This window comes from Pseudomonas sp. PDM27 (assembly GCF_019219205.1).
Classification (GTDB): domain Bacteria; phylum Pseudomonadota; class Gammaproteobacteria; order Pseudomonadales; family Pseudomonadaceae; genus Aquipseudomonas; species Aquipseudomonas laurylsulfatiphila.
In genome coordinates this window covers 964,201-976,849 of the sequence record NZ_JAHUWF010000001.1, presented here as the reverse complement: position 1 = coordinate 976,849, position 12,649 = coordinate 964,201, and the positions used below count along the sequence as shown (strand labels likewise).

Sequence of the window (12,649 nt, the reverse complement as noted above, 5' to 3'; positions counted from 1 at the left end):
TTGGCGAGTGGCATATCACGGCTTGGCGGTTTTACGGGCGCTGGCGGCCAGGTCCTCGAGGAACGCCTGGAGGATGGGCGGCGGTGCCGTGCCGCGCCGGGTGATCACATCGAAGGGTGACTTCAGGCGCAGGCTCGCGGCTGCCAGTTGATGCATCTCGCCGCTCTTGACCCACTGGCTGGCGAAGTGCTCGGGCAGGAAGCCGACATAGGCGCCGGAGATGATCAGGATGGCCGAAGCCTCGATGTTGTCGACGGTGGCCGCCGCCTTGCTCACGCCCAGGTGCTCGAGGTCGTATTGCTGCATGTAGCCACGCACGACGATGCGCCCGGCGGCGACTTCTTCGAGCAATTCCTCACCTTCAGCCTGGCTGCCAAACAGCGGGTGGCGCCGCCCGCAATACAAGCCCAGGGCTTCCTGGTACAGCGGCGATTGCAGCAGCCCCGGCACATGGATCGGGAAGTGCCCGATGGCGAGATGGAGTCGACCGTCGAGCACCCGTTCTTCGAGTTCCGCCGGGGTGCCGACGTACACGTTCAGGTGCACGTCGTGGCCCCGGGAGACGAAGCGCTGGGTGGTGCGCGGGATCGGCGAGTCGGGGTCGGTGATCGTGGTGTCGATGATCCCCAGGTTGAGCTTGCCGCTGATGTGCTGCTTGAGCACGTCGGCGTCCATGCAGAAGTTTTCCACCGCCGACAGCAGGCGCTGGGTGGCTTCATGAATCGCCACGCCCTGTTCGGTCAGGCGAAAGCCGCTGCGCCCGCGCTGGCAGAGTTTGACCCCCAGGCGGGTTTCCAGGTGGGTCATCTGCTCGCTGATGGTCGACTGCCCGGCATTCAGCGCCGCCTGCGCGGCCGAGAAGCCGCCGCAGCGGACAATCGTGGCAAACACCCTGAGCAGTTTCAGGTCGACATCGTGCAGCTGGATCATCTTGGACCTCCGCCTGTGGACGCATCGGGAATGCCGATATGAGTATCTGATGTTTAGCATTTTTTCCACGAAAACCTGCGCCCATAGTCTCTCCAACGGCGGTCGCCTTGCAGTCCGCCAGGCCGATAACAAGAAGTGGAGAGGCTAGAAATGTCGAACAACGGTTATGAATCCGGTCGCCTGAACCTGCCATTCGTGGGTCATTGCACCTTTGGCAAATCCCCGGTGTGCACCGATTGGGACGCACTGGATGCCGACGTCGCGGTGCTCGGCGTGCCCAACGACATGGGCACCCAGTGGCGCTCCGGCGCACGCTTCGGACCACGCGGGATTCGTGAAGCATCGACGCTGTTTTCCTTCGGTCACGCCGGCGCCTACGATCACGAAGATGACGTGATGTACCTCACCGCATCGGATGTGCGCATGGTCGACGTCGGTGATGCCGACATCGTCCACACCGACATGGCCACCAGCAACAAGAACACTGAATACGCCGTGCGCAAGATCCTCGATGCCGGCGTGATGCCGGTGGTGCTCGGCGGCGACCACTCGGTGCACGCGCCGGTGATCAAGGCCTTCGAAGGCCGCGGCCCGATCCACATCATCCACTTCGATGCGCACCTGGATTTCGTCGACGAGCGCCACGGTGTGCGCTACGGCCACGGCAACCCGCTGCGCCGCGCTTCGGAAATGAACCACATCGTCGGCATGACCCAGATGGGCATCCGCAACGTGTCGTCGTCCAACCGCGACGACTACGAAGCGGCCCATGAAGCCGGCTCGAAAATCCTCTCGGTACGCGACGTGCGCCGCCTCGGTGTCGAGGGTGTGCTGGCGCTGATCCCGCAGAACATCAACTACTACATCACCATCGACATCGACGGTTTTGACCCGTCCATCGCCCCCGGCACCGGCACCCCGAGCCACGGCGGCTTCCTCTACTACGAAGTGCTGGAAATCATCCAGGCCCTGGCCAAGCGCAGCAAGGGCAACATCGTCGGCATGGACCTGGTGGAAGTGGCGCCAGTGTACGACCCGACCGGCATGACCTCGATCCTCGCCGCGCAACTGCTGCTCAACAGCATCGGTTTCATCTTCCACGAGCGCGGCAAGGTGCGTGCGGCCGCCGAGAGCGAAACCACTCCAGCCTGATATCGAAACCAAAAAGCTCAGAAACCAGAGCCCCGGCAGGACCTGACTGCCGGGCAGAGAGAATAAAAATGGACACGATCGTCAAGAGTTACCTGCAAAAATTCGGCGTCAGCGAAGCCACCCAGACCTTCCTCAGCAAGGTCCAGAAGATGTTCATCGGTGGCGCCTGGGTCGAAGCCAGCGACGGCCAGACTTCCGATGTGATCGAACCCTCGACCGAAGGCCTGATCACCCGCATTCCCATGGGCACCACCGCTGACCTGGACCGCGCCGTGCAAGCCGCCCGCGCCCAGTTCGACGGCGGCGCCTGGCGCCAGGCCAAACCGGCCGAGCGCGAGCGCATGATGCAGCGCCTGGCCGACCTGATCGAACAGAACGCTGCCGAACTGGCGGAAATCGAATCGATCGACATGGGCAAATCCGTGGCCTTCGCCAAGGACGTGGACATCCAGGGCACCGTCGATACCCTGCGTTACTTCGCCGGCTGGGCCACCAAGCTGCACGGCCGTACCGTCGAACCTTCGTTGCCGGGCAACTACCTGGCCTATACCCGCAAAGAAGCGGTCGGCGTGGTCGGTGCCATCGTGCCGTGGAACTTCCCCTTGCAGACCATGGCCTGGAAGCTCGGCGCGGCCCTGGCGACCGGTTGCACAGTGGTAGTCAAGCCCGCCGAACTGACCTCGTTGTCGGCCCTGCGTTTCGCTGAACTGGTGCAGGAAGCGGGCATCCCCGACGGCGTGATCAACATCGTCACCGGGCGCGGCAGTGTGGTCGGTGCGGCCATGGCCACCCACCCCGGCATTGACAAACTGACCTTCACCGGCTCGACCCCGGTCGGCCAGACTGTCGGCCGCGCAGCGCTGGATGACATGAAGCGCCTGACCCTCGAACTCGGTGGCAAATCACCGGTCATCGTCTGCGCCGACGCCGACATCCCGGCCGCCGCCCAAGCGGTCGCCAACGGTGTGTTTTTCAACTCCGGGCAGGTATGCGACGCCGGTACACGGGCCTATATTCATAGCAGTGTCTACGACCAATTCCTCCGCGAGCTGATTGCCTACACGCGCACCCTGAAAATGGCCCCGGGCCTGGACCCGGACTGCTTCATCGGCCCACTGGTATCGGCCCTGCAAAAGCAGCGCGTGACCGAGTACATCGAGACCGGCAAGGCCGAAGGCGCCGAACTGGTCTACGGCGGACAAGCGGTCGATGGCCCAGGCTTCTTCGTAGAGCCGACCATCTTCGCCCATTGCCGCAATGACATGCGCATTGTCCAGGAAGAGATCTTCGGACCGGTGCTGGTCACCGCACCCTTCGACGATGAAGAGGAGGCCCTGGCCCTGGCCAACGACTCGCCTTACGGCCTGGCGGCGGCACTGTATTCCAACGACCTGGGCAAAGTGCACAGCCTGATCCCGCGCCTCAAGGCCGGTTCGGTCTACGTCAACGCCCACGGCACCCTCGATCCGTCGATGCCGTTCGGTGGCTACAAGCAGTCCGGGTTCGGCAAGGACCTGGGCGCCGAGCAGCTCGATTACCTGCTCGAAACCAAGGCAGTCTGGATCACGCTGCCAGGCTGACGCTGATCAGTTAAGACAAGGAATAATGCAATCCCTGTGGGAGCGAGCTTGCTCGCGATAGCGGACTGTCAGCCAACATCAATGTTGCATGTCACGCCCCCATCGCGAGCAAGCTCGCTCCCACAGGTTTTGCGCCAAAGTTGAAAGCAATTGCACCTTTGAAATTCGGGAACGGCAAGGACGCGCCCCGGGAGTCGTTCCCCCCGAAAGAACGCGGTTATCTCGTCATGATCTTCCAACAATAAGAGACCATCATGAACACTAACGCCAAGTCAGCCCCGAGCGTGTCCGGCCTCGATGACAAACCCGTCGTCGAAAGCCATTCGATCGACTTCATCCCCGAGAACGAGCGCACCGACAAACTGTCGAGCCAGGGCCCGTTCTGGTTCCTCGGCAACTTCACCTTCTTCACCATGACCATCGGCTTCGTCGGCCCGAGCGTCGGCCTGACTGCGCTGTGGACCACCCTGGCCGGCACGCTGGGCATCATGTTCGGCACGCTGTTCATGGCGTTTCACGGTTCGCAAGGCCCACACCTGGGCCTGCCGCAGATGATCCAGTCCCGCGCGCAGTTCGGTTATCGCGGGGTGATCCTGGTGCTGCTGGCGACGCTGTTCGTGTTCGCCGGTTTCAACATCGTCAACCTGGTGCTGATGATGCAGGGGTTGCACACGCTGTTCGGTTTCAGCCCTGCGGTGATCGCGGTGGCGGTGACCATCCCGGCGGCGGTGCTGGCGATTCTCGGCCATGACTGGATGCACCGCAGCTTCAAATGGGCGCTGTTCCTGTCGTTGCCGCTGTATGGCCTGGTGACCATGGCGGTGCTGATGGGTTGGGTGCCGGATGCGGTGCTGCCGGCACTCGCGGAAGGTGAAGTGGCCCGGGAGCCGCTGGGTTTCAACTGGACCGGTTTCATTGCGCAGTTTGCGGCGGCGGCCAGCTACAACATCGCCTACGCGCCTTATGTGTCCGACTACTCGCGCTACCTGCCGAAAAATACCTCCAGCGGCAAGCTGATCGCCGTGGTGTTCCTTGGGGCTTCGCTGTCCGGCGCATGGATGATTTCCGTGGGTGGCTGGCTGGCCGATCACCTGCATACCACTGACGTGCTGGTGGCCCTGGGGCAAGTCGGCAACACCGTGTCGCCACTGATGGGTACGGCGGTGGTGGTGGTCACCATCCTGGCGTTCCTGCCGGTGATCGCGATGAACATCTACAGCGCCAAGCTGACCACGCTGACCTGCGTCGATTCGATCAAGCACATCGAACCCACCCGCAAGGCACGCATCCTGGCCATCGGCTTCGTGATCCTGCTGCAACTGGGCGTGGCCCTGAGCATCCAGAGTTCGGGCAAAGGCCTGTCGGTGCTGGGGATTTACCTGGTGGTGATGCTGTACTTCCTGGTGCCCTGGACCTCGGTCAACCTCACCGATTACTTCTTCGTGCGCAAGGGCCGCTACGCCATCCCGCACTTCTTCATGCCCCACGGCAACATCTATGGCAGCTGGGGACTGCGCGGCATCGCCGCCTATGCCATCGGTTTTATCTCGATGATTCCGTTCTTCTACATTTTCGACGGCGTTGAACAGCGCGAGGTGTATGTCGGCCCGCTCGCCAAGGCACTGGGCAGTATCGACATCGCCTGGCTGGTCGGGCTGATCGTCTCGGGCCTGGCGTACTACTGGCTGAGCCGCTCGATCGACCTCAAGCGCGAAGAAGCGGTGATCCAGCAGATCGAGAAAACCTCCCCGCAATACACCACCGGCGACACGCTGACCCACAAACAGCAGCCACTGCCGGTATTCACTGAATCGACGGTCGGGAGATAAGCATGACCACGCAAAAATACGACTACATCATCATTGGCGCAGGCTCGGCAGGTTGTGTGTTGGCCAACCGCCTGAGCGAAGACCCGGCCACCTCGGTGCTGGTCCTGGAATTCGGCGGCAGCGACAAGAGCGTAGTGATCCAGATGCCCAGTGCCTTCTCGATCCCGATGAACACCAAGAAGTACAACTGGCGCTACGAGACCGAGCCGGAGACTTTCCTCAACGGCCGGCGCATTCACTGCCCACGGGGCAAGGTGTTGGGCGGTTCGTCTTCGATCAACGGCCTGGTGTATATCCGCGGCCATGCGCTGGATTTCGACGAGTGGGAATCCCTGGGTGCCGAAGGCTGGGGCTATCGCAACTGCCTGCCGTACTTCAAGCGTGCCGAGAGCTACGAGTCGGGCGGCGACAGCTATCGCGGGCAGTCCGGACCCTTGCACACCACCAACGGCAACCACATGAAAAACCCGCTGTACGGCGCCTGGGTCGATGCCGGCGCGGAGGCGGGCTACATCAAGACCGAAGACTGCAACGGCTACATGCAGGAGGGTTTCGGTGCCATGCACATGACCGTGAAAAACGGCGTGCGCTGCTCCACGGCCAATGCCTACCTGCGTCCGGCCATGGGCCGTCCGAACCTGACGGTGATCACTCACGCGATGACCCGACAAGTCATCCTCGAAGGCAAACGTGCGGTGGGGGTCATGTATGACCACGGCGGCCAGACCCACCAGGTGCTTTGCAACCGCGAAGTGCTGATCTCATCCGGGCCGATCGGCTCGCCGCACCTGCTGCAACGCTCCGGCATCGGCCCGGCGGACGTCCTGCGCAAAGCCGGGATCGGCGTGCGCCATGAGCTGCCGGGGGTAGGGGAGAACCTGCAGGATCACGCCGAGGTGTACATCCAGTTCGGCTGCAAGGAACCGGTGACCCTCAACAGCAAGATGGACCCGCTGAGCAAGCTGATGATCGGTCTGCGCTGGCTGCTGTTCAAGGACGGCCTGGGCGCCACCAACCACTTTGAGGCCGGTGGCTTCATTCGCTCCGAGAAAGGCCTGCGCTGGCCCGACATCCAGTTCCACTTTCTGCCGGCAGCGATGCGCTACGACGGCAACAAGCCGATCAAGGGCCATGGCTTCATGGTGCTCACCGGGCCGAACAAACCGAAAAGCCGTGGTTACGTGCGGGTTCGCTCGGCCGACCCGTACGAGCATCCGGAGATTCGCTTCAACTATCTGGAGCGGGAAGAGGACCGCGAAGGTTTCCGCCGCTGCATCCGCCTGACCCGCGAGATCATCGGCCAGAAAGCCATGGACCGCTTCCGCGACGGCGAAATCGCCCCGGGCGCGCAGGTGACCAGCGATGAAGACCTCGATGCCTTCGTGCGCGACAACCTGGAAAGCACCTACCATCCCTGCGGTTCGTGCCGCATGGGCGAGGACGACATGGCGGTGGTCGACTCCGAATTGCGCGTGCGTGGTATCGCCGGTCTGCGGGTGATCGATTCGTCGGTGTTCCCGACCGAGCCGAACGGCAATCTGAATGCGCCGACCATCATGCTGGCCGAGCGGGCGTCCGATCTGGTGCGTGGCGTGCAGATGCTGCCGGCGTCGGATGTGCCGGTGGGGTTGGTGGAGGGCTGGGAAAGCAGCCAGCGTACTTCGTTGCCGGGGCGTAACGTGCGGGTCTGACCGCAATCCGCAATCCGATATGGAGATCCAATGTGGGAGCGAGCTTGCTCGCGATAGCGGAGTATCAGTCGACTTCAATGTTGAATGAAATACGGCTATCGCGAGCAAGCTCGCTCCCACAGTGGACGGCGGTGCTTTCAGGAAAAAAAGTGCGTCGTTGTTTCTTGACCATTGCTAGTCTGTAAATCCTTGAGACCGCAATGGAGCACCCTCATGGCTATTCAGGCCCTGCGCGCCGACGCATCGCATATCGACCAGATCGCCCCTCTGTTTGACGCCTACCGGATGTTCTACGAGCAGCCGTCGAACCTGGCGCAGTCGCGCGCCTTCATCGCCGAGCGCATCGCCCGGGATGAATCGGTGATTTTTCTGGCCCGGGACGCCGACGGTGAAAACCTCGGCTTCGTCCAGCTGTTCCCGACTTTCTCCTCGATCGATGCCCATCGCACCTGGCTGCTCGGTGATCTGTTCACCACACCCGCGGCCCGGGGCAAAGGCGTCGGCACCTTGCTGATGAGCACCGCCCGGGATTTTGCAAGGCTGGCCGGTGGCAAAGGCATGACCCTGGAAACCGCCACCGACAATTTCACCGCCCAGCGCCTGTATGAATCCCTGGGCTGGGTGCGCGATCCCGGTTACTACACCTACTGCCTGGATCTGAAAAAAGACTGAGTCAGCAAGCCTTTCAGGCAAACACCGGCCGCATGAATGAACGCTCGTAGCTGAGGATGAATTTCCGGTCTTCGGCGTATTTGAACGCCGCGATGCACGCCGGATCGTTCATCGATTGCTGCCGGTAATGTTCGTAGGCCGCCAGGCTGGGAAAGGTGAACAGCGCCAGGGCGATGTTGTTGGCGCCCTCCGAAGGCAAAAAGTAGCCGTGGTGCTGGCCACCGAACTTCTCCACCAGGGGGATCCACAACTTGCCGTAGTGCTCGAAGGCCTCGAGCTGGTAGGGGTCGAGCACGTATTTCAGGTAGCAGGTCACCATTGTTTCACTCCTTGATCAGGTTTTGAGGGCGTCGCTACTGTAATCAACAGTGGGCGCCCGGCACAGCCGCTTGTTCGACATTGACCGGTAAGTTTGCGCCAGAGGCCTGTGCTGGCGCCGCTGCACTATTGGTTCAGTCAATAGTCACCATCAAGAATCGCAAGTTCTGTTTTTTGCGCAAAGGCGGAAAATTGCCGGCATTGAACACGCTGCTCAAGGAACCTGCGCGATGAAAATCTTGACCCGACTGGCTGTGATTGCCCTGTTGCTGGGCAGTGTTGCGTCGACCGCATCGGCCGTTGCCGAGGACGCACGCGCCTGCCACCTGCCGCCCATCACCGGTAGCCAGGGCGGCTTGCAATACGGGCAGACGGTCGGGGTGCTCTACAGCGAAAACACCGTGGAAAACCTGCAATACCTTGAGCAATACCACTCGGTGGCCGTTCATGGCGCGAAGAACGCACTGGATGCGCGAATTCGTCAGGCCTTCGTCGACAGCTCCGATCCGCAACTGGCCATCGACTGGCTGCTGAGTTCGTTGCACAAGAGCTTTCTGTCGGTGACGGTCTACGACAGCCTCGATGCCCTGGTGCAGGCCCATCCCGATGTCGTGGTGATGCTCGATACCCACAACCAGTTGCTGACCCAGCGTAACGACCGGGTCGAGGCGCGTTTCGCCGCGTGGTTCTACGACGCCAGCCTGCAATACATCGGCAAGGCCGAAGGCGCGGTGGAAAAACAGCTGCCGTCGGTGTGGGTGCATGAAAAGACCGCGCCCGAGATTGCCGCGCAAATCGAACAGCAACGCGACCTGCAACTGACCGCGTTGAAACAGTTCGATGCGTCGTTGAAGGCGCTGGTATCCGCCGGATTGACCGCAGCAACCCATTAACCAGCCAACTCACCATAGATTGCATTTCAGGACCTGATTCATGCGCACTTTTTTTGCCCCGACCCTGGCCTTCGCCTCGCTGTTGCTGGCCGGTTGTGCCACGCCGAACAATCCGACGCTGACCTTGCAGACCAGCAAGTCGCCCGAGGCGTACACCCATTGCGTGGTGCCGAAATTGCAGCACGATGCACTGGCGCCCACGGTGTCGCAGACCCAGCGCAGCTACCGGATCGTCGTATCGAGCAAAGTGGCGGCGGACAACGTGCTTGAAACCTACAAGGCCCCGAACGGCGGCAAGGTGTTCCTGTACGAGCGCAAGCTGCTGGCGTCGACCTTCGTGCCGTCCAGTTTCGAGCGTGCGGCGCAGGAATGCCTGTAAGCGCCATTTCAGGCAAAAAAAAAGCCGCCGGGAGAGGCAGCAGAAAGTTAAAGCACGCATTGGATGAGCTGAGTATGGCGCCCACTTCATGACAATTCGATGACAAATGAACAATTGTGGCAAGGGGGCCAACAGCGTCTACCCTCATCGGTCACAACCATCATGATGACGGTGCAGACGGTGATGAAAACGGACAAGGTTGAATCAAGCGAAGCCTCGGCACTGATCGATGAGCGAATCCGCGAACTGACCGACTGGCGCGGCGAGACCCTGGCCCGCCTGCGCAAGATCATCCGGCAGGCCGACCCCGAAGTGATCGAAGAGTGGAAGTGGCGCGTGCCGGTGTGGTCCCGTGCCGGCATCCTCTGCACCGGCGAGACTTACAAGCAAGTGGTGAAGCTGACCTTCGCCAAGGGCGCGTCGCTGGACGATCCGTCGAAGCTGTTCAATGCAAGCCTTGAAGGCAATACCCGACGTGCCATCGATGTACGCGAGGGCGAGCAGATCGATGAAAAGGCGCTGACGGCGTTGATTCAGGCGGCGATTGAACTTAATACATCCCGCACCAGGAAGTAAGCTCACGCACAGCCCCCCCTGTGGGAGCGAGCCTGCTCGCGAATGCGGACTGACATTCAAAATCAATGTCGACTGACACACCGAATTCGCGAGCAGGCTCGCTCCCACATTGGGCGGTGCCCATCTGACCGTTTTGGATATCCTCAGCTGTCATGTTCCAATAGCGAGCATTCGCAGACTGGAACCGCAACATGAAGAAAATCGCCGCCCTGACTCTCGCCCTGGCGCTCAGCGCCGGCCTGTTCAGCACTCCCACCCTGGCTGCGGGCGATGTCCAGGCCGGGGAGAAAGTGTTCAAGCGCCTCTGCAGCGGCTGCCATCAGATCGGCGAATCGGCTCGCGCCTTTTTCGGCCCGCAGCTCAATGGCGTGATCGGTCGCCACTCGGCCGTCACCACGGACTACGTGTATTCCGACGCGATGAAATCCGCCAACCTGGTCTGGGATCGCGAAACCCTGATCGCCTACCTCGAAGCACCGAAGAAAGTGGTGCCCGGCACGCGCATGATTTTTTGGGGCCTCAGTGACCCGGAAAAAATCGAAGACCTGTTGGCCTATCTGCAAACGTTTCCGGCGCAGTAATCACTCGCCCAGGTTCTCCACCAGCCATTGAGTGAAGCTGCGCGCCATCGCCGTGTTCTCGCTGTCACGGTGGGTCAGCAGCGCCCAGTTCGGGCCGCGGATGGTTTGTTCCACCATCGGCTGCAACAGCCCGGTGGCCCGCGCCTGCCGACTCAGCAACTGGCTCACCAGCGCAATGCCGAGCCCGGTGCAGGCGGCGTCCAGCAGCAGCCCCGGATCGGAAAAGTTCAGCCCCTGATCCATCTGCCCCACATCAATGCTCGATTCCACCGCCCAGTGGCTCCAGTCCATTTCCCGCTCGCCATGCAGGGTGGTGCGCTGTTCTGTCGGCACCGCCAACAGGCTCGGGTGACACGCCGGATAGAGGCGGTCGGCGTGCAGCACCTTGAAACTGCATTCGGCCTGGGAACTGATGTCATCGCGCACCGCCAGGTCGATGGTCTGGCTGGCCATGTCCGGCACTTCATCGGTGCTGAAGATCCACAGATCGACCTGCGGATGCTGGCGACGGAAATCCCCCAGGCGTGGCAACAACCAGTGCCGGGCAAACGCCGGGGTGGTGTTGAGCACCAGTTGATTGGGTTTCTGGTATTGCCCCAGCCGGCGAATGCCCACGGCCAGTTGCTGCAACAACGCCTGGGTGGTGCTCAGCAGATCGTGACCGGCATCGGTCAGGCTGACGCTGCGCCCACTGCGATAGAACAGCGGTTGCTCCAGGTACGCCTCAAGGCTGCGGATCTGCTGGCTGATCGCCGACTGGGTGAGGTGCAACTCTTCGGCGGCCTTGTGAAAACTGCCCAGCCGGGCGGCGGCTTCGAAGCCGCGCAGGGTGCTCAGGGGCGGCCAGTGTTTGAGCATATCGATAAGTTCCTCTAATCAGTTGCCTGCAAAATCCATCGTTTGTTTGCCCGTTTTACCAGCCGTAGCATGCATGCCAAGACCGCCAAGGGCGTTTTCATTGAACACAATGACTTAACTCAGAGGTACTTGTCATGCAGCAGAACGTTATTCAAAACAGCGGTTGGACGATGCCGGCCGAATGGGTCACCCACGCCGCCACCTGGATGGTCTGGCCGCACAACAAGGCCCTGTGGGAGTCGGGCTGGCGGGTGACGCTGCCCCAGGTTCAAGAGGACTTCGCCCGGGTGGCCAACGCCATCGCCCGTTTCGAGCCGGTGAAACTGGTGGTCGATCCATCAGCGGTCGCCAGCGCCAAAGCCTTGTGCGGGCCGAACATCGAGTTGATCGAACTGGCGGTCAACGACAGTTGGTGCCGCGACTCCGGCCCGAGCTTCGTCTGCCACCCGCAGCAAGGCCTGGCCGGTGTGAGCTGGCGCTTCAATGCGTGGGGCGGCAAGTCGGCCCACGATCTGGACGAAAGCCTGGCCCGCCGCGCGCTCAATCATCTGGGCCTGGAGTGTTTCGGCACCGCGCTGAGCAACGAGGGTGGTGCCATTCATGTGGACGGCGAGGGCACGCTGATCACCACCGAGTCGGTGCTGCTCAACCCTAACCGCAACCCGGGCGTGACCAAGGCCGAGATCGAAGAGATCTTCACCCGCCTGCTGGGCGTGAAGAAAACCATCTGGCTGCCGGGCGATCCGGACTACGTGACCGGTGACATGACCGATGGCCACGTCGATGGCGTGTGCGCCTTCGCCCGCCCAGGCGTGTTGCTGGTGGACGCGACCCACGACAAACAATCGGTGTACGCCGAAGTCGCCCGGGAGAACCGTCGCGCCCTTGAACTGGCCACCGATGCCCAAGGCTGTCAGTTCGAGCTGATCGAACTCTATGAAGCCACCGACGCGGTGGACACCGAGGCCGAAGTGTTCTGCGCCTCCTACACCAATTTCTACATCGCCAACGGTGCGATCATCATGCCGGCCTACGGCATCGATGCCGACAAGGTCGCTGCCGAAGTGCTGGCGCAGGCGTTCCCCGGTCGCGAAGTGGTGCCGGTGCGGATCAACCATCTGGCCCATGGCGGCGGCGGGGTGCATTGCATCACCCAGCAACAGCCGGCCTGGCCGGTGCGGGGTTGATGC

13 protein-coding genes are annotated in these 12,649 nt (G+C 61.8%); 10 read left to right on the top strand and 3 right to left on the bottom strand.

Annotation, left to right across the window (positions count from 1 at the left end; translation table 11 throughout):
• Positions 1-15: 15 nt before the first annotated feature.
• Positions 16-930, bottom strand: coding sequence for a LysR family transcriptional regulator (locus tag KW838_RS04350; RefSeq protein WP_102699166.1), 915 nt, complete (start codon positions 928-930; stop codon positions 16-18).
• Positions 931-1,080: 150 nt separating this feature from the next.
• On the opposite strand from KW838_RS04350, the gene speB reads away from it, so the two are divergent.
• From speB to KW838_RS04325, 5 genes are all read left to right on the top strand, one after another.
• Positions 1,081-2,082, top strand: a complete 1,002-nt coding sequence (gene speB / locus KW838_RS04345; RefSeq protein ID WP_008049320.1) for an agmatinase — start codon at positions 1,081-1,083, stop codon at positions 2,080-2,082.
• Between the two features lie 68 nt (positions 2,083-2,150).
• The gene (locus KW838_RS04340; RefSeq protein WP_102699165.1) at positions 2,151-3,662 is read left to right on the top strand and encodes an aldehyde dehydrogenase; all 1,512 of its coding nucleotides are present in this window, start codon (positions 2,151-2,153) and stop codon (positions 3,660-3,662) included.
• 254 nt (positions 3,663-3,916) lie between these two features.
• Complete coding sequence (locus tag KW838_RS04335) at positions 3,917-5,491, top strand: cytosine permease (RefSeq protein WP_007980664.1); 1,575 nt, start codon at positions 3,917-3,919, stop codon at positions 5,489-5,491.
• Positions 5,492-5,493: 2 nt separating this feature from the next.
• The gene (gene betA / locus KW838_RS04330) at positions 5,494-7,182 is read left to right on the top strand and encodes a choline dehydrogenase (protein ID WP_218500524.1); all 1,689 of its coding nucleotides are present in this window, start codon (positions 5,494-5,496) and stop codon (positions 7,180-7,182) included.
• 213 nt (positions 7,183-7,395) lie between these two features.
• Entirely contained in the window at positions 7,396-7,854 is a 459-nt protein-coding gene (locus KW838_RS04325; protein WP_218500523.1) for a GNAT family N-acetyltransferase, read from the top strand.
• 13 nt (positions 7,855-7,867) lie between these two features.
• Here KW838_RS04325 and KW838_RS04320 read toward each other — a convergent pair whose 3' ends face one another.
• Complete coding sequence (locus KW838_RS04320) at positions 7,868-8,173, bottom strand: NIPSNAP family protein (RefSeq protein WP_102699161.1); 306 nt, start codon at positions 8,171-8,173, stop codon at positions 7,868-7,870.
• A 229-nt stretch (positions 8,174-8,402) separates the two neighbouring features.
• Between KW838_RS04320 and KW838_RS04315 the strand changes: the two genes are divergently transcribed.
• The 4 genes from KW838_RS04315 to KW838_RS04300 all read left to right on the top strand — a co-directional run bounded on the left by KW838_RS04315 (position 8,403) and on the right by KW838_RS04300 (position 10,601).
• Positions 8,403-9,065 carry an ATPase gene (locus KW838_RS04315; protein WP_218500522.1) on the top strand — a complete coding sequence of 221 codons (663 nt, stop codon included), beginning with the start codon at positions 8,403-8,405 and terminating at the stop codon, positions 9,063-9,065.
• Between the two features lie 40 nt (positions 9,066-9,105).
• Positions 9,106-9,444: a hypothetical protein gene (locus KW838_RS04310; protein ID WP_218480437.1), complete on the top strand. Its 339-nt coding sequence runs from the start codon at positions 9,106-9,108 to the stop codon at positions 9,442-9,444.
• Between the two features lie 183 nt (positions 9,445-9,627).
• Positions 9,628-10,020: a DUF1801 domain-containing protein gene (locus KW838_RS04305; protein WP_218500622.1), complete on the top strand. Its 393-nt coding sequence runs from the start codon at positions 9,628-9,630 to the stop codon at positions 10,018-10,020.
• Between the two features lie 191 nt (positions 10,021-10,211).
• A complete protein-coding gene (locus KW838_RS04300; protein ID WP_218500521.1) occupies positions 10,212-10,601 on the top strand; it encodes a cytochrome c family protein in 390 nt (129 codons plus the stop codon).
• Here the strand turns inward: KW838_RS04300 and KW838_RS04295 are convergent, their stop codons facing one another.
• Positions 10,602-11,459: a LysR family transcriptional regulator gene (locus KW838_RS04295; protein ID WP_218500520.1), complete on the bottom strand. Its 858-nt coding sequence runs from the start codon at positions 11,457-11,459 to the stop codon at positions 10,602-10,604.
• Positions 11,460-11,593: 134 nt separating this feature from the next.
• Here KW838_RS04295 and KW838_RS04290 point away from each other — a divergent pair, with 134 nt between their 5' ends.
• Positions 11,594-12,646 (top strand): agmatine/peptidylarginine deiminase, encoded by a 1,053-nt coding sequence (locus KW838_RS04290; RefSeq protein ID WP_218500519.1) that lies wholly within the window; start codon positions 11,594-11,596, stop codon positions 12,644-12,646.
• Positions 12,647-12,649: the final 3 nt, after the last annotated feature.